Source organism: Pseudomonas frederiksbergensis (assembly GCF_035751725.1).
In the GTDB taxonomy this organism is placed as follows: domain Bacteria; phylum Pseudomonadota; class Gammaproteobacteria; order Pseudomonadales; family Pseudomonadaceae; genus Aquipseudomonas; species Aquipseudomonas frederiksbergensis_A.
Genome location: NZ_CP142104.1, coordinates 1,655,460 through 1,681,986 on the forward strand (window position 1 = coordinate 1,655,460; position 26,527 = coordinate 1,681,986).

27 protein-coding genes and 1 pseudogene are annotated in these 26,527 nt (G+C 57.1%); 13 read left to right on the forward strand and 15 right to left on the reverse strand.

What is annotated here, in order from left to right; all coding sequences use genetic code 11:
• Nucleotides 1–117 precede the first annotated feature (117 nt).
• From VQ575_RS07320 to VQ575_RS07330, 3 genes are all read right to left on the reverse strand, one after another.
• On the reverse strand, nt 118–747 hold the full coding sequence (locus tag VQ575_RS07320; RefSeq protein ID WP_198726053.1) for a LysE family translocator: 630 nt from the start codon (nt 745–747) through the stop codon (nt 118–120).
• 63 nt (nt 748–810) lie between these two features.
• Entirely contained in the window at nt 811–2,160 is a 1,350-nt protein-coding gene (locus VQ575_RS07325) for an NCS2 family permease (RefSeq protein ID WP_039594375.1), read from the reverse strand.
• Between the two features lie 223 nt (nt 2,161–2,383).
• Nucleotides 2,384–2,821 (reverse strand): MarR family winged helix-turn-helix transcriptional regulator, encoded by a 438-nt coding sequence (locus VQ575_RS07330; RefSeq protein WP_039594376.1) that lies wholly within the window; start codon nt 2,819–2,821, stop codon nt 2,384–2,386.
• Nucleotides 2,822–2,902: 81 nt separating this feature from the next.
• Here VQ575_RS07330 and VQ575_RS07335 point away from each other — a divergent pair, with 81 nt between their 5' ends.
• Nucleotides 2,903–4,069 carry an aminotransferase-like domain-containing protein gene (locus VQ575_RS07335; protein WP_325919376.1) on the forward strand — a complete coding sequence of 389 codons (1,167 nt, stop codon included), beginning with the start codon at nt 2,903–2,905 and terminating at the stop codon, nt 4,067–4,069.
• Between the two features lie 111 nt (nt 4,070–4,180).
• Here VQ575_RS07335 and VQ575_RS07340 read toward each other — a convergent pair whose 3' ends face one another.
• The 4 genes and pseudogenes from VQ575_RS07340 to VQ575_RS07355 all read right to left on the reverse strand — a co-directional run.
• Nucleotides 4,181–4,552: a glutathione S-transferase N-terminal domain-containing protein gene (locus VQ575_RS07340; protein ID WP_039594378.1), complete on the reverse strand. Its 372-nt coding sequence runs from the start codon at nt 4,550–4,552 to the stop codon at nt 4,181–4,183.
• A 102-nt stretch (nt 4,553–4,654) separates the two neighbouring features.
• Entirely contained in the window at nt 4,655–5,200 is a 546-nt protein-coding gene (gene folE / locus VQ575_RS07345; protein WP_198726073.1) for a GTP cyclohydrolase I FolE, read from the reverse strand.
• A 22-nt stretch (nt 5,201–5,222) separates the two neighbouring features.
• Nucleotides 5,223–6,167: a tyrosine-type recombinase/integrase gene (locus VQ575_RS07350; RefSeq protein WP_411829966.1), complete on the reverse strand. Its 945-nt coding sequence runs from the start codon at nt 6,165–6,167 to the stop codon at nt 5,223–5,225.
• Nucleotides 6,159–6,464 (reverse strand): annotated as a pseudogene (locus VQ575_RS07355) (SOS response-associated peptidase family protein); the annotation flags it as partial. The pseudogene VQ575_RS07355 and the gene VQ575_RS07350, both read right to left, overlap by 9 nt.
• Before the next feature lie 99 nt (nt 6,465–6,563).
• Between VQ575_RS07355 and VQ575_RS07360 the strand changes: the two are divergent.
• The 4 genes from VQ575_RS07360 to VQ575_RS07375 all read left to right on the forward strand — a co-directional run bounded on the left by VQ575_RS07360 (nt 6,564) and on the right by VQ575_RS07375 (nt 10,711).
• Complete coding sequence (locus VQ575_RS07360; protein ID WP_041476085.1) at nt 6,564–6,989, forward strand: LexA family protein; 426 nt, start codon at nt 6,564–6,566, stop codon at nt 6,987–6,989.
• Complete coding sequence (umuC, locus tag VQ575_RS07365; RefSeq protein WP_325919377.1) at nt 6,982–8,259, forward strand: translesion error-prone DNA polymerase V subunit UmuC; 1,278 nt, start codon at nt 6,982–6,984, stop codon at nt 8,257–8,259. Before VQ575_RS07360 ends, umuC begins: the two co-directional genes overlap by 8 nt.
• A gap of 248 nt (nt 8,260–8,507) precedes the next feature.
• A complete protein-coding gene (locus VQ575_RS07370; RefSeq protein WP_325919379.1) occupies nt 8,508–9,668 on the forward strand; it encodes a hypothetical protein in 1,161 nt (386 codons plus the stop codon).
• Complete coding sequence (locus VQ575_RS07375) at nt 9,668–10,711, forward strand: hypothetical protein (protein ID WP_325919381.1); 1,044 nt, start codon at nt 9,668–9,670, stop codon at nt 10,709–10,711. The genes VQ575_RS07370 and VQ575_RS07375 overlap by 1 nt, the downstream gene beginning before the upstream one ends.
• Before the next feature lie 152 nt (nt 10,712–10,863).
• On the opposite strand, the gene VQ575_RS07380 is transcribed toward VQ575_RS07375, so the two are convergent.
• The 5 genes from VQ575_RS07380 to VQ575_RS07400 form a co-directional block, all read right to left on the reverse strand.
• Nucleotides 10,864–11,775 carry a DUF2971 domain-containing protein gene (locus VQ575_RS07380; protein WP_325919383.1) on the reverse strand — a complete coding sequence of 304 codons (912 nt, stop codon included), beginning with the start codon at nt 11,773–11,775 and terminating at the stop codon, nt 10,864–10,866.
• A 162-nt stretch (nt 11,776–11,937) separates the two neighbouring features.
• The gene (locus tag VQ575_RS07385) at nt 11,938–13,578 is read right to left on the reverse strand and encodes a GIY-YIG nuclease family protein (protein ID WP_325919385.1); all 1,641 of its coding nucleotides are present in this window, start codon (nt 13,576–13,578) and stop codon (nt 11,938–11,940) included.
• A gap of 673 nt (nt 13,579–14,251) precedes the next feature.
• Nucleotides 14,252–14,809 (reverse strand): Smr/MutS family protein, encoded by a 558-nt coding sequence (locus VQ575_RS07390; RefSeq protein WP_045156639.1) that lies wholly within the window; start codon nt 14,807–14,809, stop codon nt 14,252–14,254.
• A 75-nt stretch (nt 14,810–14,884) separates the two neighbouring features.
• Nucleotides 14,885–15,205: a hypothetical protein gene (locus tag VQ575_RS07395; protein ID WP_045156638.1), complete on the reverse strand. Its 321-nt coding sequence runs from the start codon at nt 15,203–15,205 to the stop codon at nt 14,885–14,887.
• 129 nt (nt 15,206–15,334) lie between these two features.
• The gene (locus tag VQ575_RS07400; protein ID WP_039594381.1) at nt 15,335–15,925 is read right to left on the reverse strand and encodes a cysteine hydrolase family protein; all 591 of its coding nucleotides are present in this window, start codon (nt 15,923–15,925) and stop codon (nt 15,335–15,337) included.
• A 253-nt stretch (nt 15,926–16,178) separates the two neighbouring features.
• On the opposite strand from VQ575_RS07400, the gene prmB reads away from it, so the two are divergent.
• Entirely contained in the window at nt 16,179–17,087 is a 909-nt protein-coding gene (gene prmB / locus VQ575_RS07405; protein WP_039594382.1) for a 50S ribosomal protein L3 N(5)-glutamine methyltransferase, read from the forward strand.
• A gap of 87 nt (nt 17,088–17,174) precedes the next feature.
• Here prmB and VQ575_RS07410 read toward each other — a convergent pair whose 3' ends face one another.
• A complete protein-coding gene (locus VQ575_RS07410) occupies nt 17,175–17,972 on the reverse strand; it encodes a hypothetical protein (RefSeq protein ID WP_039594383.1) in 798 nt (265 codons plus the stop codon).
• Nucleotides 17,973–18,091: 119 nt separating this feature from the next.
• On the reverse strand, nt 18,092–19,057 hold the full coding sequence (locus tag VQ575_RS07415) for an alpha/beta hydrolase (RefSeq protein WP_045156635.1): 966 nt from the start codon (nt 19,055–19,057) through the stop codon (nt 18,092–18,094).
• A 129-nt stretch (nt 19,058–19,186) separates the two neighbouring features.
• On the opposite strand from VQ575_RS07415, the gene aroC reads away from it, so the two are divergent.
• From aroC to mtnC, 5 genes are read left to right on the forward strand one after another with little or no spacing between them, the layout of a single operon-like run.
• Nucleotides 19,187–20,278 carry a chorismate synthase gene (aroC, locus tag VQ575_RS07420; protein WP_039594385.1) on the forward strand — a complete coding sequence of 364 codons (1,092 nt, stop codon included), beginning with the start codon at nt 19,187–19,189 and terminating at the stop codon, nt 20,276–20,278.
• 34 nt (nt 20,279–20,312) lie between these two features.
• Entirely contained in the window at nt 20,313–21,458 is a 1,146-nt protein-coding gene (locus VQ575_RS07425) for an MFS transporter (protein ID WP_039594386.1), read from the forward strand.
• Entirely contained in the window at nt 21,455–22,075 is a 621-nt protein-coding gene (locus VQ575_RS07430; protein ID WP_045156634.1) for a methylthioribulose 1-phosphate dehydratase, read from the forward strand. Before VQ575_RS07425 ends, VQ575_RS07430 begins: the two co-directional genes overlap by 4 nt.
• A 17-nt stretch (nt 22,076–22,092) precedes the next feature.
• The gene (locus VQ575_RS07435) at nt 22,093–22,638 is read left to right on the forward strand and encodes a 1,2-dihydroxy-3-keto-5-methylthiopentene dioxygenase (RefSeq protein ID WP_045156633.1); all 546 of its coding nucleotides are present in this window, start codon (nt 22,093–22,095) and stop codon (nt 22,636–22,638) included.
• Nucleotides 22,639–22,642: 4 nt separating this feature from the next.
• Entirely contained in the window at nt 22,643–23,332 is a 690-nt protein-coding gene (gene mtnC / locus VQ575_RS07440; protein ID WP_325919386.1) for an acireductone synthase, read from the forward strand.
• A gap of 63 nt (nt 23,333–23,395) precedes the next feature.
• On the opposite strand, the gene VQ575_RS07445 is transcribed toward mtnC, so the two are convergent.
• Nucleotides 23,396–23,674, reverse strand: coding sequence for a DUF3509 domain-containing protein (locus tag VQ575_RS07445; RefSeq protein WP_030142324.1), 279 nt, complete (start codon nt 23,672–23,674; stop codon nt 23,396–23,398).
• Nucleotides 23,675–24,031: 357 nt separating this feature from the next.
• Here VQ575_RS07445 and VQ575_RS07450 point away from each other — a divergent pair, with 357 nt between their 5' ends.
• Together VQ575_RS07450 and VQ575_RS07455 are read left to right on the forward strand one after the other, a co-directional pair.
• Nucleotides 24,032–25,858, forward strand: coding sequence for a long-chain-acyl-CoA synthetase (locus tag VQ575_RS07450; RefSeq protein WP_039594390.1), 1,827 nt, complete (start codon nt 24,032–24,034; stop codon nt 25,856–25,858).
• Between the two features lie 96 nt (nt 25,859–25,954).
• Nucleotides 25,955–26,473 carry an ankyrin repeat domain-containing protein gene (locus VQ575_RS07455; RefSeq protein WP_039594391.1) on the forward strand — a complete coding sequence of 173 codons (519 nt, stop codon included), beginning with the start codon at nt 25,955–25,957 and terminating at the stop codon, nt 26,471–26,473.
• The last annotated feature ends 54 nt before the right edge of the window (nt 26,474–26,527 follow it).

A 26,527-nucleotide genomic window follows, 5' to 3' on the forward strand; every position in this document is an offset into this window, starting at 1 on the left:
GTTCGAGTGGAAAACCCTAATATCCAACGAGTTTCCTGAACATGTATATCGAAGGGGTGTTGCGATATGTTTTCCCAGCCTTCCATGGCCAGGCCATAAGACGGTTCGAGTGCAAACTTAATGGTTGGACAGGAGAGAGGCCGCGCCGGCGCTGCCAAACAGCCCGGCGCTGATGCGGTTGAACCAGCTTTGCCCCCTGCCGCTGCGCAAGTAGCGTGCCGCTCCGTGGGCGCTGAGCCCGTACATGACTTTGCAACCCAGATCGAGCACCGTCCAGGTGGCGATCATGATCAGCAACTGTGGCAGGAAGGGCTGTTCGGCGCTGAGGAACTGCGGCAGGAATGCGGCAAAGAACAGGATGTCTTTCGGATTGCTCGCCCCCAACACGAATGCCCGGCCAAACAGCGCACGGAAACGAGGAACCGCGGCAGCCTGCGGCACTTCGGCGCCCTCGGATGGCTGGCGCGATTGCTGCCAGCTCTGCCAGGCGAGGTAGAACAGGTACAGCGCGCCGACAATCTTCAGCGCGCTGAACAGTTGTTCGGAGGCCAGCAATAGTGCCCCCAGCCCCAGAGCCGAGGCGCTCAACAGGCAGATCGAGGCGATGACTCCACCCAGGAACGCCGGATAGGCGCGTCGCAGGCCGTAGTTCAGGCTGTTGCTGATCATCAGCAACGATAACGGGCCTGGGATGAGTATCACCACCAAGGCGGCGCCGCTGAACAACAACCAGGTTTCCAGATTCATTGCTTTGCTCCTGATGTACAAAAGCCCCACCCAACGGGGTGAGGCGGGTAAGGCATGTGCCGCTTACAAGAAGATGAACTTGGCGATGAAGATCGCGCAGAGCACCCACAGGCTGACGGAAATTTCCTTGTGTTTACCGGTGCCGGCCTTGAGCACGACATAGGTGATGAAGCCCAGGGCGATGCCATCGGCGACCGAGAAGGTCAAGGGCATCATGATTGCGGTGACGATCGCCGGAATGCTGTCGGTCGCTTCGTCCCATTCTATGTGGGCCATGCCGCCCATCATCAGCATGGCCACATAGATCAAGGCGCCCGCGGTGGCGTAGGCCGGGATCATCCCGGCCAGCGGTGCGAAGAACATGGCGGCAATAAATAGCACACCGACTGTCACGGCGGTAAGCCCCGTGCGGCCACCGGCCGCGACACCGGCGGCGCTTTCCACGTAGCTGGTCACGGGCGGCACGCCGACCATGGCGCCGAAGACGCTGGAAGCACTGTCGGCCTTCAGCGCCTTGGACAGGTTTTCGATCTTGCCGTCGGGTTTGACCAGGCCGGCGCGCTGGGCGACGCCCATCAAGGTGCCGGCGGTGTCGAACATGTGCACAAACAGAAACGCCAGCACCACGCTGATCATGCTGACGTTGAACACGCCGGCCACATCCATGGCCATCCAGGTCGGTGCCAGGCTTGGCGGCGCGGACATGACGCCGTTGTAGTGCACCAGCCCCAGCCCCCAGCCGGCCAGCGTCACGGCAATGATGCTGATGAGGATCGCACCAAATACGCGGTGGTAGCTCAGCACGGCGATCATCAGGAAACACACGGCAGCCAGCAGCGGTCCTGGTTCATGGAGCGAGCCCAGCTTGATCAACGTGGCGGGGCTGTCGACGATGATGCCGGCAGTCTTCAGGCCGATCAGCCCGAGAAACAGCCCGACCCCCGCGCCCATGGCGTAGCGAAGGCTCACCGGAATACTGTTGAGCAGCCATTCACGCACCCGCGACAAGGTCAGCACCATGAACAGCACGCCGGAAACAAACACGGCGCCCAGGGCGGTTTCCCAGTTGTAGCCCATGGTGCCGACCACGGTATAGGTGAAGAAGGCGTTCAAACCCATGCCCGGCGCCAGGCCCACCGGCCAATTCGCATAGAGGCCCATCAACAGGCAACCCAGCGCTGCGGCGATGCAGGTGGCGACGAACGCGGCGCCATGATCGATACCTGCGTCGGCCATGATGTTGGGGTTGACGAAAATGATGTAGGCCATGGTGATGAACGTCGTCAGGCCGGCAATCAACTCGGTCTTCACCGTGGTGCCATGCAAGCTGAGTTTGAAGATACGCTCCAGCCAGCCATTGCGTGACGGCGGTGAAAGATCCAAGGTCTGGGCTTCGGGTTTGCGGCTTTCCACAGCGAGTACTCCTCAAGAGTTTTATTGTTATTTCCGGCACCGCACGCCCCCTGAGGGTGGTGGCGAGGCTTTGAGGCAGGTAAGGCTGGCGTAGTTGTTGACCTGTTGGTCAGGAACTCGCACGAAGCGAATTATGCTTTTGTATACAAATAAAGCAAATAATGTTTTCTGTATTGTCGACGAAAAATTTGGCGATAGGGCTATATCGCCAGCGTGGGAGGCTTCAGTCCCCAGATTTCCCGAGCGCCTGGTTCACCGCCAGCCAGCCATCCACCGCCGCTTCCCCAGCCTCGGCAAACACCCGCTCCAGCAATTTCACCTGTTCACGGCGCAGTGCCTGTTCAAATCGCTGGCCCTCGTCGGTCAATGCCAACAGCCGCTTACGCTTGTCGGTCTCGGATGCGACGCTGTTGACCAGGTGCATCTCCATCAATTGCCTCAACGGCATGTTCAGCGCTTGTTTTGTCACACCCAGCAACGCCAGAAGCTCCTTCACGCTCAAGGATGGGTAGCGGGCAATAAAAAAAACGATGCGCTGGTGCACTCGGCTCAAGCCACGGCGTTCGAGCATTTCATCCGCCTTGGCGGTAAACGCCTGGTAACCAAAGAAGAACGCTTCCATGGCCATCTGTTGGGATGTCGGGTTTTTAAGGTCAAGCATATTGACGTTTCCAGAGATGACGGAGTAGTTTCAGTCAAGCAGTTTGACTTATTACCCCAACGCCTCGCTACAGGTGACCCCATGGCTTTTTCCGAACGTGTCTCGCGCCTCAAAAGTTCTTTGATTCGAGAAATCCTCGCCGCGGCGCAGCGCCCGGAAGTGATGTCGTTCGCCGGTGGCCTGCCGGCGGAGGCCATGCTGCCAAAGGTGGAGTGGGAGGCAATGCCGCTGTCCATGGGCCAATACGGCATGAGCGAAGGTGAGCCGGCCCTGCGCGAAGCACTGGCCGCACAGGCGCGATCGTTGGGCCTGGCCTGTGAGGCAAGCCAGGTGCTGGTGGTCAGCGGTTCCCAGCAAACCCTCGATCTGGCGGCCAAGTTGCACATCGATGTCGGCACCGAGGTCATGCTCGAAGCGCCGACTTATCTCGCGGCCCTGCAGATTTTCCAACTGTTCGGCGCTGACTGCATCACCGTGCCCCTTGCGGCGGACGGCCCGGACCTGGAGCAGTTGCGCGCCCGGTTGGAGCGCCATCGCCCGGCGTTCATCTACCTGATCCCAACGTTCCAGAACCCTTCGGCAGTTCGCTACAGCGAGGCCAAGCGCGACGCAGTGGCGGCGCTTTTGGATGAATTCGGCGTGACGCTGGTCGAAGACGAGCCCTACCGCGAACTGACCTTCGACGGCGGCAGCGCCACACCTATCGCCAGTCGCCTGAAGAAGGCCAGCTGGATCTACACCGGCACCGTGTCGAAAACCCTGTTGCCGGGCCTGCGGGTCGGGTATCTGATCGCCAGTCCGGACCTGTTCCCGCATCTGCTGCGGCTCAAGCAATCGGCGGACCTGCATACCAATCGCATCGGCCAATGGCAGGCGCTGCAATGGATCGGCACCGAGCAGTACCGCAACCATATGCATGAACTCAGGAATTTCTATCGGGATCGGCGCGATCGGTTCCAGGCTGCGCTACACAGGCATTTTGCCGACATTGCCGACTGGAACGTGCCGCAGGGCGGATTGTTTTTCTGGCTGACGCTCAAGCAACCGCTGGACACCCGGACCTTGCTCGCCAAGGCGCTGGCGGCGGACGTGGCGTTCATGCCGGGTGAGCCATTCTTTCCAGAGCCGGACAAGCATCCTGGGCATTTGCGCCTGAACTTCAGCCACATCGATCCGGCGCGGCTGGATGAAGGTTTGAAGCGCTTGGCGGGGGTGGTGCGGGAGGCTTTGGCCGCGAAGGCGGCTTGACGTTGGAGTGATTGCTCTGGCCGCTTCGCGAGCAGGCTCCCACAGAAAGATTGCATTTCCATGTGGGAAGCGAGCCTGCTCGCGAAGGGCCATCAACCCCAGCACAAATCCTCAGACCGCCGAAAATCGCTTATCCAGGTAATCAATGATCACCTTGGACTCATACATCCAGGTGGTTTCGCCATTTTCCTCGATACGCAGGCACGGCACCTTGATCCGGCCACCTTGTTCCAGCAGTGTCTGGCGATCCTGCTCGTTGTTCTTGGCGTCGCGCAAGGCCACCGGCACGTTGAGGCGGCGCAGGGCACGGCGAGTCTTCACGCAGAACGGGCAGGCATGGAATTGATACAGGGTAAGCCCGCGAGCCGCCTGGTCAACTTGCGCCTGGGCTTGGGCCGGGCGCTGTTTCTTGCCGGGGCGGGTGATGAAGTCGATGAAGATGATGAGCTGGCCCAGGCCAACTCGAAGCGCTTTGACGATCACGTTATAGCCTCACGGCGGGAAGAAGAGGGCGCGCAGCTTACCTGATTTTTCATGGGCGAAAAAAAACCGGCGATCAATGCCGGTTTTCTTCGTGGGGACGACTTACTTGATGAGGCTGAGGAATTCCATGCGGGTCGCCGCATTTTCGCGGAACTCACCGAGCATCACCGAAGTGATCATCGAGGAATTCTGCTTTTCCACACCGCGCATCATCATGCACATGTGCTTGGCCTCGATCACCACCGCCACGCCCAGGGCACCGGTCACCTGCTGGACCGCATCGGCGATCTGGCGGCTGAGGTTTTCCTGGATCTGCAGGCGACGGGCGTACATGTCGACGATGCGCGCAACCTTCGACAGGCCCAATACCTTGCCGCTCGGGATGTAGGCCACATGGGCCTTGCCGATGAAAGGCAGCAAATGGTGCTCGCACAGCGAGTACAACTCGATGTCCTTGACCAGCACCATCTCGCTGTTATCGGAGCTGAACAAGGCACCGTTGGTGACTTCTTCCAGGGTCTGTTCATAACCGCGGCAAAGGTACTGCATGGCCTTGGCAGCGCGCTTGGGCGTGTCGAGCAGGCCCTCGCGGGAAACGTCCTCGCCCAGTTGGCCGAGAATCGCGGTGTAATTCTGTTCCAGTGTCACAGAGGCTGATTCCATAAGGGTTTCAGGAGGGTACTTGTTCTGTCTGTACCAATTTTGTACCAATCAAGCTGTTTTCGAGTTTCCCGAGTTCGCCCCAGTCGGAGCTGGAGTTGATCCATCGGGCATAGGTCGAGAGCAACATCTGAACGCTGTGACCCAGCTGAGTGGCAATAAACGCAGGGTTCATACCCGCCATGAGGCACATGGTAGCGTATGTGTGTCGGCAGTTGTATTGCCGGCGGGCGCGAATCTCCAATTCGGTCAGCGCCGCCTGGAAGTGTTTGTCGGTGACGCTGGATTGCTGGATGAACTCGAAATTTTTTGTGGGTGGGAACACATAGGGCGATTTGGGCTGCTTCCTGCGGCTCTGTTTCGCACGCTGCTCGGCGATTTGCTCCGCCACCTGAATGGCGTGCAGGGCACGGCTGTTGAGCATGACTTGCCGTTCATTGCGGGTTTTGGTGCGCTCCTCCATCTTATAGTCCGCGACGATCCGACACACTTTGGCTAGGCGCTTGTCTTTGTCTACCTCGCCCCAGCGAAGGGCAGCTATCCCGCTAGGGCGCATACCGGTATAGAAAGCGAATTCGAAGTAAGCCGCGTAGATCCGCATCGAATGGGTCAGCGTCTTATAGAGGTGTTCGATGATGGCGTTGGCTTCCGCCACCGTGAAGGGGTCGATGGGCTTTTTCGTTTTCATGGGAAGCTCGATGGACTCGACCGGGTTTCGATTGATCAGCCCATCTTTAACGGCGGTACTGAACACTGTAGTGAGTCGCTGGGTTGCCGAGCGCTTAACGCCCGGCGATTTCCATTCAGTGCTGGCTACGATTTTGCGCAGCAGCACCGAGGTGATGCTATCGACAGGTAGCAGGGCTAAGTGAGGCATCCAGTACAGATTGAGGGATGTCCGGTAGTTCTTGCGTGTGCCTGCTACGACCTCCCGACTGTTTAACTCGCTGGGCACCAGTGCGCGCCCGGCCGGCCATAGCTGTTTGAAAAACTTTCCCGTCGTAACGGTCTCGATCCTGGCATTGATAGGGTCCGGACGTTTCCCCTTAGCCCAGAAGGGCGCCCATCCCCACCTCACTGGCGTGATATGAACGCCTGCCTCTGTGCTGTGCAGGATCTGCACGCGGGTTGTTGGAGCCACGTTGTATCGGCTGATCGGCTCCGCATCGTACCCGCCGAGCAATGGCAACTGAGGACTCAGTTCTTCCATAAACACTGCCATCCCCTCGTACTGCACGAATCTCCCGCACATGAGCTGTCCCGCCTGTCAGCTTTTTCCTATACAAAATTGACCGCGAACCTTGTACAAAGTTAACTGTATGTTCGTACAGTATTTTTGGATCGGTGCGTCATGAGCTTTTCAATTCTAGGCCCTATTGCCGAGGGTGGCTTGAAGCTGCCCTTGTGTTCGTTTCGAGTGCCTGCCGGGTTTCCATCCCCGGCGGCGGACCACATCGAAGCGCACATCTCATTGGACGAGGTTCTGAATATTCGCGCCCCGCATGTCTACCTGGTATCCATCGCCGGGGAGAGCATGCAGGGCGCTGGGATCTTTGAAGGGGACCTAGCCGTTGTGGATCGTGCGATGGAACCTGCACACGGCCACATCGTCGTGGCGCTGCTGAACAACGAACCCGTGTGCAAGCGCCTTTGCATTCGTGGGAAGGAGGTGATTCTCCTGTCGGAGAACCCAAAGTACCCACCGAGGTACGTGCTCGAGGGCGACGAGCTGATCATCTGGGGCGTCATCACCTGCAGCGTGCGCAGCCATGTCTAAAGCCCAGCCCGTTTTCGCCCTGATCGACTGCAACAGCTTCTACGCCAGTTGCGAAAGAGTGTTCCGTCCAGACCTGGCCCGCGTGCCCATTGTGGTGCTGAGCAACAACGACGGCTGTGTGATCGCCCGCAGCTACGACGCCAAGCCCTTCGTGAAAATGGGCGAGCCGTATTTCCAGATCAAGCACAAGCTGCAGAAACACGGCATCGTCCCGTTCTCCTCGAATTACGCGCTCTATGGGGACATGAGCGAGCGCGTCATGACCCTCATTGAATCGATGGTGCCCGCAGTCGAGGTGTACAGCATTGACGAAGCCTTCGCAGATCTGACCGGCATCGACGGCCGGGATGCCCTTGGCCGCAAGATCCGCGGCCACGTACTGCGCTGCACCGGCATCCCGGTTGGGGTAGGGATCGCTCACACGAAAACCCTGGCAAAGCTGGCGAATCACACCGCCAAGCGGCTCCAGGTGCAAACGGGCGGGGTGGTCGACATCTGCGACCCGTTCAAGCGCGACTGGGTGTTGCGCAATACCGACGTGTCCGAAGTCTGGGGAGTCGGTCGCAAGATGAAACCTCACTTGGACGCCATGGGTATCAAGACCGCGATGGACCTGGCAAAGGCCGACCCGTGGACGCTACGCAAGAAGTTCAGCGTGGTGATCGAGAAGACTGCCCGGGAGCTGGCCGGAACACCGTGCCTAGAGCTGGACGAGCCGGACCCGCCGAAGCAAGAAATCTGCTGTAGCCGGATGTTTGGTATGCGGCTCACGGACCTAGCACCGATCAAGGAAGCGGTGGCCACCTACATGATGCGCGCCTCGGAAAAGCTCAGGGCGCAGAAGTCGCTGTGCAAGAAGATCCGCATCAGCATCCGCACCGGCATGTTCAACCCGGAGGAGGCGAAATACGCCAATGGTGTGCTGATTGACATGCCGTACCCTACCGACGATGTTCGGTTGCTGACCAAGGCTGCGATTGACGCGCTCGAACGAGTGTTTCGGCCTGGCTTCAAGTACAGCAAGGCTGAGGTGCTATTGATGAACCTCTGTCAGCAAGGGGAGTACACCGACGATCTATTTGCTACCTCCCAGCCAGCCGACGCCACGAAGTTGATGGCGGTGCTGGACCAGATCAACGAGCGATGGGGCAGGGGAACGCTTCGATCAGCCATTGTACCTTCCGAGCCAGACTGGGGGATGCGTCGCGAGATGATGAGTCAAAGCTTTACGACCAAACTTGACGAACTCTGGATCGTGGCTTGCAGATGAGAGCCGCCATCGGCGAGAAAAGGGCGGCTATATTTTTGCAGTTTTGCGCGTTCGTCCAGCTAAGGTACGCTTATTTTTTTTTCGTCTCCTCGATAGATTTTTGCTGCCAGGCAGCAAGAGCTCCAGTCAAAAAGATCTTCAAGATCTGCCTATGCAGTTTAGGTAAGAAGATATATGGTGCGAAGCAAGTCAGAGCTATCGATGTAGCAGGTGGCAAATTTTAATCACAACTGATTAAGGAGCGTTAAGTGGATCTGATACATGATCGCCGTACAGATTGTTATTCGGCTCTAGGTAAGATGACGACAGGTGACTACCTTAGTTTGGTTCGGGGGGCGCACGCGCAGCGTGGAGGCATCACAGGGCAGCGTGAAGTACTTAAAACAACAACAGCAAAGCGGATACGAGATCGAATGATTTCGGATATTCGTGCGGGTGCTGTTTTGCCTCCAGTTGTGATTGGGGTCATAGTAGATCAGTCAGTAGTTGATGATATCTCTTCTGGAGCGTTATCGGATATTTCGCTATTTTTAGGGGCTGTTTCTCGTCATGAGCTTACAATTATTGATGGTATGCAACGAACTGCGGCATTAATTGATGCGTGTGAAATTGACGTAAGTATTGCATCGCGAGAGATGAGGGTGGAGTTTTGGGTGGCAAGATCTGTTAGATCACTTGTTTATAGAATGTTGGTTCTGAATACTGGGCAGGTTCCTTGGACTTTGGCGCGTCAGCTGTCAGTCGTATATGCGCCATTGCTGGAAGAGATAAAGAATAACGTAACTGGTATTGACAGGATTTTTTCGCCGGATAAACCGGGTAGGCGTGTGGCTAGCGCACAATTCAGCTCGGATGCATTAGTTGAATTGTACTTGGCGTTTTCGTTACGAAAAACAAATGTCGACACAAAGGAGACTTTGTCAGAAGAGTTCTCTCGCTTGGATTTTGTAGATAATCTGGCAGACACAGGATTTCAAGATCATTTTTATAGTGCGCTATCAATGCTAGTAGAACTCGATAAAGCCTTTGATCGATACGATAATGGGAATAGTGGCCGTTTTTCACGTGGAAAGGAGGTGTTCGGAAGTCAACCCGCACGTATTGGTTTTATGGTCGCCATTGCTCAATATGTTTTGGGTCGACCTGGTCTAGACAGAGAGATAGACGAAAGAAGCACTCGAATGGATACTGTTGTTAAACATGCCTCCGCTATGGTCATCAAGCTGAACGGGCTTGACCCAGTTGGCGTTGGTGGTTTTCTTCGTTTGGATGTGTTGAGTGAGATTTTAGATAAAAAAGTAGGGCAAGTGGGTCGGTATGAACGGAGCGTGTTCGTGGAGGCATTTAAGGTTCTAATTGAGGATGCTTTTGAAATACCGAATATGGAACCCTGCTGGCGTGCTAGCTGATGACATCTAGGAATAAAAAAGAAGCAAATACAATAGTATTTGGTGACTTAGATCAGTATTGTTACAAAAATGGGCTGCAGCGCCAGAACGCTGGCGAAGGCCGGTGGGTCATTAGCGAAAAAGGCACAGATCAGCGACGGTTGGTAAAAGCGGATTTGGCGTCCGTAATGTCGTTAGGTGCGTCATTGAAACTCTCCCGTTTTGATCTAGACGGCGTTTCGTTGTTCTGTACGGTCGGACTCGAGTTGCCCGACGAGATAGCGGGACTGGTTGATGAAGGCCTGAATGGAGGAATGATGACGGCGATATTATCAGAGCTTCGTCCTATGCCTAAGGCGACTCCGATTGAAGTTGATAATATAATCGGCACTGGTGTAAATACTTTAGGATATGAGGGGCATGAAGTTCTAGAGATTTCGCAATTGTATCCGACGATTAGGGTGTTTTCTGGGGCAGATATTAGCCAGTTTGAAACACCACGGGTGTTCTTTCTAATTTGTTTAGCTGATCGCATTCGTGCTGGTGCTTGGATAGACGCACAATTCAGGGCAAATCTCGAATTAATAGCGGACTTGAGTCCCATCGCAATTCCTTACAGAATTCTCTGTCGCTCGTTGTTTGATACGGATCCTAGCGCAGTATTTCTAGCTTTGTATCGATGCTTAGAAGCCCTGTATGCCTACTCCCAAACTTCAGAACTTATGGGAAAGCTTGGGATGCAAATGGAGTGGAATCATGTTGCTCGGGTGTTGGAGGAGACGCTTTCATGGCGACCGCGAGAAGAACCAAGCTTGGGGGTTCTTTTACAGCAGGCAGTATCTGATGACTTGAGGTTGATGCTTTCTGCGTTGGGGGTAGCGTTGCCTGTAAATGCGGATTTAGTAAACTATGCTACAAAGCAGATGTATCAATTACGTAACTCTTTGGTTCACTATAGGTCTTTCCATCAATCATTTGATCCTGATGCGGTTGATTGGAACAGGTTGTGCGAGGCAACTGCCTTAATGGTTCTTCATATTTATTCGTCGATAGTGGGGGATTAAAATTTTTAATGTCAACGGGATGTTTTCTCGAAGCGGGAGCGAGGCAAAGGAGGAGTTTTGGATCGGTGCCGAGTCTCTACGGATAGAAAAATTATTTGCATGTTCGGGGGTTGCGATAGCTGATTGAGCAGGCTTGCCAGAGGGGCGCTTTTTCAATCAGTTTTGTAACGCGAAAGCTCAAGCTGAAAGGAATGGCGGGCTGGAGCAGCTTGTAGGATTTCTACATGGGGATAACGTTGCTTGATTGTATGTGATAGCGCCAATCGCTGGTCGGATGGCATACGGCAGCCAAAAACAATTCCTGTAAGCTCTTTGGAGCCAAATTTTACGTCCTCATGTGGCGCATTTTTATCACGTCCGTCACCAGCAAAGATCCGCCACTCGCTTTCATGTTTCCAAGCGTCCGACTTCGTATAAATAAGTGTATTGATTCGTTTGGCTTGATCGAAAGCAATTAACCCGGATAAGAAATCGGATAGTTCGTCGTCTTCGAATAGCATGGGAATGTCGGTCTTGTAGGACATTTTTACCGCCGTGCAATAGGGACTATCTGCTCCCATCTCGTCTTGAAAGCGAAGCACCACCCCTTTGTTGCTGTCAGCATAATATGCCCACATTAGCTGATTGATAGGCGAGTCGGTCAGACATAAAATTTTAGTGCTTGAAAGTTGTTCCCTGGTTTCAAAGTATGCTTTGTGGATGTTTTTATCCATTGACGAAAACGATTGTTTCACACCTTCTTCCATCATGCGCATAAAATGCTTTTTAGGTATGCGATTATGATTTGTTCGCATGAAATTGATAGCGTGAGTCATTCGGTTATCAGGGGCGCCGAATAGCTCTCCAAGAAAAACCTTCCAAAGTTTATCAAGCGTGTCGCGAAGGACTTTTTTTCGATCAAAGTTGAGTTGAAGATCAAATTGGATATCGTAGGGGTCGTTCAAGGTTGCTGGGGTGCTCCAGCGGAGTGTCTGATTTTGTAGCACAATGCCGGCAGTGCTATATGTCATGTACTTATAGAAAGCTTCAGGCATTGTTACGATCTCAGATTGGGTGATCGGCATGATGTCACATCTCTCGTCCCGTTAGTCAACAGTGTCGTTTAGCATGAAGATAGGAATCATTTACATTCCAGGGCGGCGCACCTAAGAGACTAGAAACTGCGGTTGCTAAATATTTAATACAGAAATAACAAATGCCGGATAAATAAGCCACCATAATCATTATTAGTCGTTATTTAGCGAGGGGTCAAGCTCGGAGATGACGTCCCTGATCACGGAACAAATGATACTGTACCGTGCCTGGAAGAACTCTCTCTTTGGATTAATGCGATACTGCTCAAGTCTTTCATGAATTATCCGCTCTGCAAGCTCACAATCTTTAACTTCCCATTCTTCGACGACCAAGAACTGATCCGGTGCCGAGGTAGATGATGTTAGCTCACTTGAGCGAAGGTCGGTTGTGCGACTAGTCAGCCCTACCTTGAAAATATCTTTTCCGTGAGCAGCACATCTCATGACATAAATAAACCCGGGATTTCTTAGGTGGCTTCTTGCGATATTTGATGTTTTGATAGGCTTGCTCTTCGTGCTTTCCTCCACCCAGCTAATTCGCTTTTCAACCCAGGTTCTACCATGAATGGGCTGGCCAACTTTATCCTGCCCTAAGACGTCCAGTGGCAGTTTTTTCCAATAACCGGAGGTCTCTATCTTTATACCTGGCGAATAAAAGATTTTGCTTGATGCTCCATCTTTTTGAGAAGGTTGAATGAATAATACGTTGCGAAGAGCTACTTTTTCACCTGGAGGCGCATATTTATCCAACTTCTTATACTTTAGCTTGCCGCGAATGTCTTTATATTCGGTCGGGTGTCGTTCAATTTTGATCAGTTCTTCATTTCGAGTTACATAAAGAGGTAGGTTTAAACACACCTTGATGAACTCGAATAGAGATTGATATTCTGATAGGTCTTTCGCGTGTTTTTCTAGTATGTCCTTAAACCTGTCGTCTAGAAATGAGCCGTCGGAATTCAAGAAAACTGATATGTCATCTGTCATTGATTGGAAACTAATGCCACAGTCGTGCGCAATATATCTAACATCGATTGAAGAACCTATAGTGTCGATACGGCACATAACTATCGTTTTCCAAAGCGATGTTCCTTCAATCAATGGAACCGCTTCAATATGCAGGTCTTCGGAGGGCTTTATATGTTGTCGGTGCCCAGCGGGCTTTAGATTTAAAAAAGCAGCTTCTAATTCGGACGTTTTCTCATCCAAGTTACATTTCTGACCAGCAAGCATCAAAACATTAACTTCGGTTCCATGTTTAACCAGCGATACACCTGATACCGCAAAGACTGATGCCCCCGCGCACTGGAACGTAAGCTCTTCGGGGTCGTGGGAGCCATTGTACGAATATATAACATTTTCCTCCATAAAACTTAATCCGGCAAGGTCCTTCAAGCCGTCATCGTCTGAAGTTACAAAGTCAAGATAGTCTACAAAGGATACAATATGATCAACTTCACGCAATAATTTGAACACACTAAGGTCGGGCAGAAATCGTGTAAATGCCTCGGCCGTATTAAAGGAGGAAGGCATGTCATGTATTGAATGGTTGAATAGCCGGCTATTGTATTCCTTGTTGTATTCACGGATCATTGTATCCTGAGGTAGCCCGGCACCGTTAAGGTTTTGAATAAAGCAGAGCGCTGAAGATTTTTCAAATATCTCTTGTATCTTCTTCTTGAAATAAGGGTCTTTTTGTTTATCATCCATCCTTTTGATAATGGCCTCGTAAGCGCTAGTTCCCTTTTTTGGTGCGGCCCAGAATCCAAGCTCTTGCATTCTATTTTTGAATGTCATTATTCGTCCTGCTCCAGTAGGAACTGTATGTACTCAAAGCGCATCGCCTTGCCGTTGGGCTCGAGATAGTTAGATCTACCAGTTTCCAAAATCTGTAAAGTTGTCTAGATTGGGTTAGGTCAATATCATGTCCAGGTGTCGTGCGCTAAAAGTGAGCTCGACAAAGGGGCTCGCCCAGCTCGGGAAAAGACGATCCTTCACACGCAGATATTTTCCAACCAACGATATCATGGGGGTAAGTCAGGGGATATCTGTCTATCCTGGCAGATATCTGCCTCTGCGCTGATCGTCTGCTTTAGGTCGTTGCCTGCCATACTATTGCCTGGAACCAGCCCTTGATCGAACTTCCGCTTCTGGTCAAAAGTCAACACCGAGCGAGTAAAAGAGGATGTTTCCAGCTAAGAAAAAGCCCCGTGTCGTTGCAGACGACACGGGGCTCTGGGATGCATGAGTACTCGTACCAATTTCTGTACCAATCGTTGTGTTTTGGCGAGAAAAATTAGGTAGCGCTAAGCACACAATCCCCGATTCCATTACCTCTGAATACCAACCTGAACTCACCCCACATAGCGGTGCAATTCTGTTCCAGAGACATGAAACTACCTGTGGGATTTTACGCAAAGGGCAAGGGTACGGTGGCGGACACGGCGCTGCAAGCTCGGCAATCGAGGGGTTACTCGTCGCGGCCTTCCATCATGGTGCGCTTGAGCATCACGTACACCGCTCCAGCGCCGCCGTGTTTCGCCTGGCAGGAGGTGAAGCCAAGCACTTGCGGATGCTGGCGCAGCCAAGTGTTGACGTGGCTCTTGATCATCGGCCGCTTGCCGTCCAGTCGCACGGCCTTGCCGTGGGTGACGCGCACACAGCGGATTTCGAATCTGGTGGCTTCGGCCAGGAACGCCCAAAGGGTCTCCCGGGCCTTTTCGACGGTCATGCCGTGCAGGTCGAGGCTGCCTTCGAAAGGAATCTGGCCGACCTTGAGCTTGCGCATCTGGCTTTCCTGTACGCCGTCGCGCGCCCACATCAACTCGTCTTCAGGGCCGACGTCGATGACGAACTGATCGGACAACCCGTCCACGGTCGTGGCGTCGGTGCGTACGGTGGCGGCTTGGCGCAGCTTGGCGATCTGTGCGCGATCGGCCTTGGGTTTGCCCGTTTCGGCGCGATCGTGTTTGATTGGTTTTACGCCCTGGATCGCACTTTTGAACAGGGAAAAGTCGTCGTCTTGCATGTCAGCCTCCGCGAAGGCCGGCCAGTTTACCCAACTCCGGTGGGATAGGGCGCGACAAAACGTCGGATGGCGGGATCAGTCGTGCTTTTTCATCAGGTGCGGAGCCATGGCCAGCTCCAGGGATTGGCGGGCGCGACGGCGGCAACGGCGCCAGAGCCAGACGCCCAGCAGCAGTACCAACAGGCCGACTGCCAGGATGATCGCCGAACCCAGCGGGGTGGCGTTCAGCTCACCCAGCGCGGGTGGGCGGCCGAGCAGGCTGGCGGCACCGGCCATCGCCAGCAGCACACCCAGCGTTGCCAGCAGCGCCGCGATCCCCGCGCCGATACGAAATCGCCAGTTGCTCGGGCCTTTGGGCCGCAAGCGACGTGCGTCAAAACCATCGGATATCTTCATTCCGACCTTCCTCAATGGGTATCGGCCCTTCGACCGGAAGATGTTCGGGTTGTTCCTGACACTAGGTCAATTGAAGGAAATGAGAGGCTTTTGCGGATGAGCGGCGCAGCAAGCCGCTCACCGAAGCTGTCAGGTGAAGTCGCGGGTCAGGGCCAGCGTGGCGAAGTTATCGGCCATGATCGCCATTTCAGTCTGGTGCACGTGTTCGGCGCTGAGCACGCCGCCCTTGTGCGGCAGGTCGCGGGTGGCGCAGGCGTCTTCGACCAGGGTGCAGCGGAAACCCAGGTTCTTGGCGGCGCGCACGGTGGTGCTGACGCTGGAATGGCTCATGAAACCGCAGACGATCAGGTCCAGGGGGCCGAGGTCTTCCAGGCGCTTCTTCAGGTCGGTGCCATGGAAAGCGCTGGGCAGCAGTTTTTCAATCACGGTTTCGTCGCCCAGGGGTTCAAGGCCCGGAATGAACTCGCCGCGCTCGCCCTGTGGATCGAACAGCCCGCCATGGGTGCCCAAGTGGCGCACATGCACGATTGGCCGCCCGGCGGACCGGGCTGCGCCGAGCAGTTGCTTGATGTTCGCGACTGCTGCATCCATGCCGCTCAGGGCCAGGGGACCGGCGAGGTATTCTTTCTGGGCATCGATGATGATCAGCGTCGCTTGACTCAGGTTGGCCGCTGCGTAACCGCGGCCGCTGAGTTGAAACATCGTTTTTGGAACGGACATTCTGGGGCTCCTTCGAGTGGGGCTTTTGCGACATTCTCCTCTGGCGGAGCGGTTCTGTGAATCGCTTCCATCGCAAGCGCCGTCGTTGCTGGCCTACAGCCTTGTCAAGATCGACAGCTTGTTCAATGGGGCGCGCAGAAAACGGATGATTCCTACGTTTGAAACACTGTTTTCTTTAGGCTTCGGGTCGCGTTTGGGTAGGCACACGTTTGGCTGGTAGACTCGCCCGTCGATTTTTCTGGAGTTTGCCGTCGTGATCACTTCCCGCCTTCGTACCCTGCGCGACCATATCCGTTGGGCCGTCAGCCGTTTCCATGGGGAGGATCTGTTCTTTGGCCATGGCACCGACAACGCCTGGGACGAGGCGCGCCAACTAGTGTTGGGTGCATTGCACCTGCCGTGGGAAATTGCCGACAGCTACCTGGATTGCCGCCTCGAGGACGAGGAATTGGTGCACGTGCAGCGCCTGTTGCACCGCCGCATCGCAGAGCGTATCCCAGCCGCCTACTTGCTGGGCGAGGCTTGGTTCTGCGGGATGTCGTTCATCGTCGACGAGCGCGTGCTCATTCCGCGTTCGCCCATCGGTGAGTTGATTGAAAAACACTTCGAGCCTTGGTTGGGCCAGGCGCCTGCGCGAATCCTCGACCTGTGCACTGGCTCCGGTTGCATCGGGATTGCCTGCGCCTATGAGTTTCCCGAGGCTGAGGTGGTATTGGCCGACCTGTCGTTCGAGGCGCTGGAAGTCGCCAACCAGAACATCGAGCGCCACGGTGTGGATGAGCGGGTGTTTACGGTCCAGGGCGATGGTTTCGATGGGTTGCCGGGGCAACGTTTCGACCTGATCGTGTCGAACCCGCCCTATGTCGATGCGGAGGATTTCGCCGACATGCCCCAGGAATACCAGCACGAGCCTGAGCTGGGCCTGGCCTGTGGCGACGATGGCTTGAACCTGGTACGTCGGATGCTGGCCGAAGCGGCTGATCATCTGACGGAAAAAGGGTTGTTGATCGTCGAGGTGGGCAACAGCCAGGTGCATGTCGAGGCGCTGTACCCGGAAGTTGACTTCGCCTGGCTGGAGTTCGAGCGCGGTGGGCACGGTGTGTTCATGCTCAGTGCCGAACAGTGCCGCCAGCACCAGGCGTTGTTCGCTTCGCGGGTTTGAGTCCGTTCATCGGCGGGCTGCGTTGGTGGCGGGGAGCTTGCTCCCTCGCCACGGGATCAAAGCTATCCCTTGCGTTCAACGCTGTGATCAATGCCGCGTAGCGATCCAGATCAACAGCCCTGCCTGGAACATAGCAAACGCCACCAGGCAAGTGATGGTGAAGCGCAGGCCAGTGTCTTCACGCTTGAATTTATTGACCTTCTCTTCCTGCTTCTGCAGTTTGACTTCCTGCTCCGCCAGGTTCTGCTCGGCCTGTTGCAGCATCTGCGCGGCTTCGAGGATCTCGACGAATTGCAGCTTCTCGGCGTTCCAGTCGCCCAGCAGGTCACCGACTTGTGTTTGCTTGACGCTGCCCTTGAGATGTTGGGCGTCGGCATAGACCACTTCGAAACCGTGGGCCTTGAGGAAGTGATCACGGCGCAGGCGGGTGTCTTCGTTCAGCGCGTCCTTGTTGTTCAGATCGGTGCCTTCGACCCGATAGCCCGACCAGCGCTTCTTGGCCCAGGTGATCCCTTGCGCGGCGAGGAAGCGGCCGATGCCTCGGTTCAAGGGCTCGACTTGCAAGCTGTCCGGCGAAAAGAACAGGCGCTTCTCGACATGATCGGCCCAGACATCCAGATGATTCTGCTCCTTGCGCACCCGTTGCCCAGGCAAGCGGATGATCATGCGCAGCAAGCTGCGTTCCTTGCTGTGGCGTTCGGCATAGCTGAACTCGACAAACCGCAAGGGCCGCGCACCGGTGGCGCGGTCGGTCTTGAGCGGGGCCAGCCGGAGCATCTTGTGGTGCTCGGCCTCAACGTCCGCCCAAGGCAGCTCTGGCGCCGATGGAGCTGCTGGCGCGGCCGTTTCGGCGGCGGTGTCGGGAGAAGTCTGAGTTTCAGTCATAACGGCAAAAATCCTGTCCAGGCCGGCTTGTCGACAGCCGTTGCGCTGTCCGACACCGGTTTATCGGCCGTTTTTGCCAGGACTGGAGGGCAATTGGCCTGTATCGCGGCCCCATGTGCTCAATGGGCAACGATCGAGCCGATAAAGCGCAGGATGTGCGTCCCCAGCTCCGCCGCCAGTGGCAGGTTCGGATCCTTGTAGGAGGCCAGTTGCCGCTTCACGTCGTTGGGCACGATGCGCATCACATGGTTCATGCCTTTGATCAACGCCAGCTCCGCGTCGGGTTTGGCCGCTTTCAATTGCCGGGCATCGTCGACGCTGACCTGGATATCGTGGCTGCCCTGGATGATCAGGGCCGGCATCTTCAAGGCTGCGAAGGCCTGGGCCGGGTCCTGGCGGAACAGCGACATCAGGTAGGGCTGCACGCTTGGGCGAAAGATGACCTGCAATTGAGGGGGAACATTGGGGTCGGGGCGGCCGGCCTTGAGGCTGTCGAGCAACTCGTTGCTGCGCAGCATCAACGGCGGGGGCAGGCGGGCGCTGAGTTGCTGACGCAAGACCTGGTCGATCGGACGAGCGCTGCCGGCCACCGAAATGACCGCCGCCGCGTTGGCCTGGGGCGCCGCGAGGCTGGCAATCAGCGCGCCTTCGCTGTGGCCCAGCAGGATCAACGGGCCCAGTCGTGGATCGGCGGCCAGCTTGTGGCTCCAGGCCACGGCGTCGGCGACGTAGGCTTCGACGCTCAGGTTGCGTTCGTCCGGGGTGGCCGCGAGGCTGGCAGCCACGCCGCGCTTGTCGTAGCGCACGCTGGCGATATTCTGCCGGGCGAGCACCCAGGCCAGGCGCTTGAGGCTGTCGTTGCGCCCGCCTTCGGGGTTGTTTCCGTCACGATCCGTAGGGCCTGAGCCAGAAATGATCAGGACAACGGGCACCGGCGTGTCGGATTTTGGCAGCAGCAGGGAGCCGAAAAGTTCACCGTTGCCAGTGTCGAGGCTGATGGGACGTTGCAGCACGGTGGCCTGGGCAAGGCTGCAGGCCAGGCCAGTGAAGAGGGTAAGGCTCAACACGATCAGTTTTAACATCATGACGCCATGAGTTGCGAAGGTGCCGGTTGGACTGGCGGGCACCGATAAGGTTCGAGGATGAACTACTCGGGGAGCCTGCGTATACTGGCGCCCATCTCGATCTTTCAGCGATTTCTCGGAGCACCCTGCATGTCCGGCAATACCTACGGCAAGCTGTTCACTGTCACCACCGCGGGCGAAAGCCATGGCCCGGCGTTGGTCGCCATTGTCGACGGCTGCCCGCCGGGCCTGGAGATTTCCCTGGAAGACCTTCAGCGTGACCTGGACCGCCGCAAGCCCGGCACCAGTCGCCACACCACCCAGCGCCAGGAAGCCGATGAAGTCGAAATCCTTTCCGGCGTCTTCGAAGGGCGCACCACCGGCTGCGCCATCGGCCTGCTGATCCGCAACACCGACCAGAAGTCCAAGGACTACTCGGCCATCAAGGACCTTTTCCGCCCGGCTCACGCCGATTACACCTACCACCACAAATATGGCGAGCGCGACTACCGCGGCGGCGGACGCAGCTCGGCCCGGGAAACCGCGATGCGCGTGGCGGCCGGGGCGATCGCCAAGAAATACCTGGCGAGCCAGGGCATTGTCATCCGCGGCTACATGAGCCAACTGGGCCCGATCGAAATCCCGTTCAAGACCTGGGATTCGGTGGAGCAGAATGCCTTCTTCAGCCCCGACCCGGACAAAGTGCCGGAGCTGGAGGCCTACATGGACCAGTTGCGCCGTGACCAGGATTCGGTCGGTGCGAAGATCACCGTGGTCGCCGAAGGCGTGATGCCTGGCCTGGGCGAGCCGATCTTCGATCGCCTCGACGCCGAACTGGCCCACGCGCTGATGAGCATCAACGCGGTGAAGGGCGTGGAAATCGGCGCCGGTTTTGCCTGCGTCGCCCAACGCGGCACCGAGCACCGTGACGAACTGACCCCGCAAGGTTTCCTGAGCAACAACGCCGGCGGCATCCTCGGCGGCATCTCCTCGGGCCAGCCGATCGTCGCCCACCTGGCGCTGAAACCGACGTCCAGCATCACCACGCCGGGCCGCTCCATCGATATTCATGGCAACCCGGTCGATGTCATCACCAAGGGCCGCCATGACCCGTGCGTGGGCATTCGCGCCACGCCGATCGCCGAAGCGATGATGGCGATCGTGCTGATGGATCATCTGTTGCGCCATCGCGGCCAGAACGCCGACGTCAAAGTCGGCACGCCGGTGCTGGGTCAGCTTTGATGGCTGGCCTGCCGACCGCCGTGGCCTGACGACCATGGCGGCGTTGCCGTACTGGCGGCTTTCCAGTTTCTACCTGTTCTATTTCGCCTTGCTCGGTTCGACTGCGCCGTTCCTGGCGCTGTACTTCGATCACCTGGGATTCAACGCGGCGCGCATCGGCGAGCTGGTGGCGATTCCCATGCTGATGCGCTGCGTGGCGCCGAACCTCTGGGGCTGGCTGGGGGACTACACGGGCCGGCGCCTGGCGATCGTGCGGTTCGGCGCGATCTGCACCCTGTTGAGCTTTTCGCTGATCTTCATCGACAAAAGCTACGCCTGGCTGGCGATGGTCATGGCGCTGCATGCGTTCTTCTGGCATGCGGTGCTGCCGCAGTTCGAGGTCATCACCCTGGCCCACTTGAGCGGGCAAGCCTCGCGCTACAGCCAGATCCGCCTGTGGGGCTCCATCGGTTTCATCATCACCGTGGTTGTCCTTGGCCGCTTGTTCCAATGGCTGAGTCTGGACATCTACCCGGTGGCCCTGGCCTTGATCATGGGCGGCATCGTGCTGAGCAGCTTCTGGGTGCCCAACGCCCAGCCGGTGCAGGGGCCGCGGGTGGCCGGGGACGGTTTCCTGCGGCAATTGCGCAATCCGGGCGTGCTGGCGTTTTATGCTTGCGTCGGCCTGATGCAAATGAGCCATGGGCCGTATTACACCTTCCTGACGTTGCACCTGGAGCGCCTGGGCTATAGCCGTGGTTTGATCGGCGTGCTCTGGGCCGTCGGCGTTGTGGCCGAGGTGTTGGTGTTCCTGTTCATGAGCCGGATCCTGGCGCGGTTTTCCGTGCGGCGGGTGCTCATGGTCAGTTTCCTGCTGGCGGCGCTGCGCTGGTTGCTGCTGGGCTCGCTGGCCGAGTTCCTCTGGGTACTGTTGTTTGCCCAGGTGTTGCACGCGGCGACGTTCGGCAGTTTTCACGCCGCTGCCATCCATTTCGTGCAACGTAGTTTCGGCCCGCGCCAGCAAGGCCAGGGCCAGGCGCTGTACGCCGCGCTTGCCGGGACTGGCGGGGCGTTGGGCGCACTGTATTCCGGCTACAGCTGGAATGCCTTGGGCGCCGGTTGGACATTCAACATCGCCAGCCTCGCAGCCTTCGCTGCAGCCGTTATCATTGCCACACGCATGCAAGAGGACAGGCCATGAGCCTTACCCGTGAACAGCTCGCCCAACACATCATCGACGCCGGGCGTTTTTTGTACGATCGCGGCTGGTCGCCGGCCACCAGCAGCAACTATTCGACCCGTTTATCCGCTGACCAGGCCTTGCTCACCGTATCGGGCAAGCACAAAGGGCAACTGGGTATCGACGATGTGCTGGCCACCGACCTGGATGGCAACAGCCTGGAACCGGGCAAGAAACCTTCGGCCGAAACCTTGCTGCACACGCAGTTGTATCGCTGGCGCCCGCAGATCGGTGCAGTGCTGCACACCCATTCGGTCAATGCCACGGTGCTGTCGCGCCTGACCCGCGAAGCCTTCATCGACTTTGAAGACTACGAACTGCAAAAAGCCTTCAGCGGCGTCACGACTCATGAATCCCGCGTTCGGGTACCGATTTTCGACAACGACCAGGACATCGCGCGCCTGGCCGCCAAAGTCCAACCCTGGCTGGAGGCGCATCCCGATTGCGTCGGCTACCTGATCCGCGGCCACGGCCTGTACACCTGGGGGCCGGGCATGAACGATGCGCTGCGCCAGATCGAAGCGTTTGAATTCCTGTTCGAGTGCGAACTCAAGACCCGCGCACTCCTGAACCGATAATTGCTGGAGCCATTGCCATGAGCAGCCTGTCCGTCTACCACGTCTCGAGTCCCGAGATTCCGAACAAGGTACTGACCCATTTCGAGGACATCGCCTCGACCCTGGCCGAAAAAGGCGTGCGGTTCGACCGTTGGGAAGCCGCGACGAAAATCCAGCCCGGCGCCAGCCAGGATGAGGTGATCGCTGCGTACAAGACCCAGATCGACAAGCTGATGATCGAGCGCGGCTACGTCACGGTCGATGTCATCAGCCTCAACAGCGACCATCCGCAGAAAGCCGAACTGCGAGCCAAGTTCCTCGATGAGCACCGGCACGGCGAGGACGAGGTGCGATTCTTCGTCGCCGGTCGTGGCCTGTTTACCTTGCACATCGACGATTACGTCTATGCAGTCCTGTGCGAAAAAAACGACTTGATCTCGGTGCCCGCCGGCACGCCGCACTGGTTCGATATGGGCGAACACCCGCATTTCGTTGCCATCCGCCTGTTCAACAACCCGGAAGGCTGGGTCGCCAAATTCACTGGCGACGACATCGCCAGCCGCTTCCCGCGCCTGGAGGATTGACTTCGTGACGATCAAAGCCGTTCTCACCGACATCGAGGGCACCACCAGCGCGGTGAGTTTTGTCTTCGACGTGCTGTTTCCCTATGCCGCCGAGCACCTGCCGGACTTTATCCGGCACAACGCCGGACGCGCCGACGTGGCCGGACAACTGGACGCTGTGCGTCGAGACAGCGGCGAGCCGGACGCTGACATCGAGCGGGTCGTCGCGATCCTGCTGGGCTGGATCGCCGAGGACCGCAAGGCCACGCCGCTCAAGGCGTTGCAGGGCATGGTCTGGGAGCAGGGCTACCAGGCCGGCCAATTGAAAGGTCACGTTTATCCGGATGCGGTGCAGGCGCTGAAAGACTGGCACCAGCAAGGCTATCGGCTGTTTGTGTATTCCTCGGGCTCGATCCAGGCGCAAAAACTGATTTTCGGTTGTTCCGAGGCAGGCGACTTGTCGCCGTTGTTCAGCGGCTATTTCGACACCACGTCAGGGCCCAAGAGAGAGACGCAGTCGTACCAGCGGATCAGCGAGGCGATGGGCATTGCGCCGGCCGAGATCCTGTTTCTGTCGGACATCGTCCAGGAACTGGACGCGGCCCGTGAGGCCGGGATGGCCACCTGTGGCTTGGCGCGGGAAAGTGGCGAACTGCTCGGTCATGAGACCGTGGCAAGCTTTGCCGACATCGAGCCGTCGCGGTTCGGCGCCTGAAGGTCGGGCAAAAAAAATCAGGCCATGGAACCGAGGTTCCAGGCCTGATCCCAACACAGCGTGTCAGGCGCTGTGGTAGGTCGGTAGCGCGAAGCGATGCTGGCTCTGCAGCATCGCCACCGGCGGCAACTCGCTGGCTTGTTCAGCCAGATCGCGGCGAATCGCACTGATAGCCCAGGACAATTGGTCCCCGGCGTGCAATTGCGCGTAGGAAATCGTGCGTTTGAACAGTTTGCCGTCGCTGTTGCGCAAGGTCAGCAGGATCCCGCCATCCGGGCGTGCCTGAGTGGTGACTTCGTAGTTGGAAAACAGCGATGCAAACTTCTCTTGAATCATATTCATCGTTCATTGCTCCATGGTGTGGCAAACCGTGGAGGGGGTGTTGCAGTGTCTGTGCCAGCATTCGATTGATCGTAAAGCGCTTAAAAAACAAAGACTTATGAATTTGGTTGATTTTCGCTTTCGTGCAACTTGCATGAACGGCCATCGTGCATCCTGCATTTTGCGTGGTCGGGCGATTATTTTTGGAACCAAACCGTGTCCCCGCGCTCACGTTTCGCCTGTTCCAAGGCTGCGGATACAAAACATTGCAAAAACCGCATGTACAGCCTTGGAATCGCTGGCGTACTTTCGATCCAGCTTTCGCGTAACCCCACATAAGAACCGCGACCCATAAGGTCGGCCGGGGAAGGATCACCCATGAGTCGTACACCCAGCGACGCCATTACCTGGGGCATGATGCTGCGCAAGTTGCCCGCCATCGCCAGCGCTGTTCCCCGCATTGTCAAAGGCATGAAACTCGCAAACGTCCAGGACCCCACCCAGCCCTGTGGCCTGGGTTGGTGCTTCGAGCAGGCCACGCAACGCAATCCCCAAGGCGCGGCGCTGCTGTGCGGCGATACGGTGCTGAGTTATGCACAGGTCAACGAGCAGGCCAACCGCATCGCCCATTACCTGTTGGCGCAAGGCATCGTGAAGGGCGATTGCGTAGCGATCTTTATCGAGAACCGCCCACAGCTGCTGGTCACCGTGCTCGCGGTGGCGAAGGTCGGCGCCGTCAGTGCGATGATCAACACCTCGCAAACCGAGGATGCCCTGGTTCACAGCCTTGCGTTGGTCACGCCTGTTGCGGTGGTGGTCGGGGATGAGCGTGTCGCTGTGTTCAACGATGTGCGCGGTCGGACCGGGCTGCCGGACGCTCGAACCTGGTGGGTGGCTGACGAGCAGAGCGACACGGTGCCGTGCGGATTTGTCGACCTGACTCACGCAAGCGAGCAATACCCAGGCGAGAACCCAGCCAACAGCCAGCGAGTATTTTTCAACGACCCCTGTTTCTACCTCTATACCTCCGGCACCACGGGCCTCCCGAAGGCAGGGGTGTTCCGCCACGGGCGCTGGATGCGCACGTCCACCAGTTTCGGCCTGATCGCCTTGGACATGAAGCCCGAAGACATCGTCTATTGCACGCTGCCGCTGTATCACGCCACCGGGTTATGCGTCTGCTGGGGCGCGGCGATCTGCGGAGCCTCGGGGTTCGCGATCCGCCGCAAGTTCAGCGCCAGCCAGTTCTGGAGCGACGTGCGTCGATATCGCGCGACTACCCTGGGGTACGTGGGGGAGCTGTGCCGCTATCTGATCGACCAGCCGGCGAGCGTCACGGACCGGCAGCATCGCGTGACGAAGATGATCGGCAATGGCCTGCGCCCTGGCGCCTGGGCGGCGTTCAAGACACGTTTCGGTGTCGGGCATATCTGTGAGCTTTATGCGGCCAGCGACGGCAACATCGGCTTCACCAATATCCTCAATTTTGACAATACCGTCGGTTTTTCCCTGATGGCCTGGGCGTTGGTGCAGTACGACCACGACAGCGGGACCCCCTTGCGCAACCTGCAAGGACGCATGCAAAAAGTCCCCAAGGGTGAGCCGGGCCTGCTATTGGCGCGCATCGACGAGAAGGCGCCGCTGGATGGCTACACCGATCCCGCGAAGACCGAGAAAACCATCTACCGGGACGTCTTCGTCCCTGGCGACCGCTATTTCAATACCGGTGATCTGTTGCGCAGTATTGGCTTCGGTCACGGGCAATTCGTCGATCGTCTCGGCGACACTTATCGCTGGAAAGGCGAAAACGTTTCCACCACGGAAGTCGAGAACGTGCTGCTCCAGCATCCGCAGATTGCCGAGGCGGTGGCCTATGGCGTTGAGATCAACGGCACCAATGGGCGCGCCGGTATGGCCGCGATTACCCCGGCCGAATCCCTGGCGACCCTGGACTTCAACGAACTGCTGCGGTTTCTGCAATGCAAATTGCCCGCCTATGCGGTACCACTGTTCTTGCGCATCAAAGTGAAGATGGACACAACCGGCACCTTCAAGTACCAGAAGACGCGCCTCAAGGCCGAAGCTTTCGACCCGTGCCTGGCGGGTGACGAACCGATCTACGCCTGGCTGCCCGACAGCTCGACCTATGTGCGGGTGGACCGGCAATTGTCGATGGGGATCCAGGGCGGACACTTTCGCTATTGATTCTGGCTATGGCCGTTGCAGAGAAAAAAGGGATGACAGGCGCAGGGTCCCTCGGGAAACTAGCGGCTTTGCGATGAGCCAACTGGAGTTTTCCCAATGTCCGATACAAGCCGCCAGATGACCCCGGAAGAGGCAGCGGAATTTGCGGAGCAGGTTTTCAACGTTGCCCGCCAGGGCGACGCCGCGATGATGGCCGCGCTGTTGAGCAAAGGCTTGCCGCCGAACCTGCGCAACCACAAGGGCGATACCTTGCTGATGCTGGCCGCGTACCACGGGCATGTCGAGACGGTAAAAGTCTTGCTGGAGCACAAGGCCGATCCGGAAGTCCGCAATGACAACGGCCAGAGCCCGATTGCCGGTGCGGCTTTCAAGGGTGATCTGGCGGTGGTTTCAGCCTTGGTGGATGGCGGCGCGCAAGTGGAAGGTTCCTCGTTCGACGGTCGCACGGCATTGATGATGGCGGCGATGTTCAACCGGGTCGAAATCGTCGATTACCTGATCAGTAAAGGCGCCGATCCCAAGGCCAAGGATGCCAACGGCGTCTCGGCCCTGGATGCGGCCAGGACCATGGGCGCGGTGGATACCACGGCGCAGTTGGAGAAGTTGTTGGGCTGACCTCGCCAAAGGGAGTGGGGGATGCGCTATCCTTCGCCCCCGCAAAAATACATC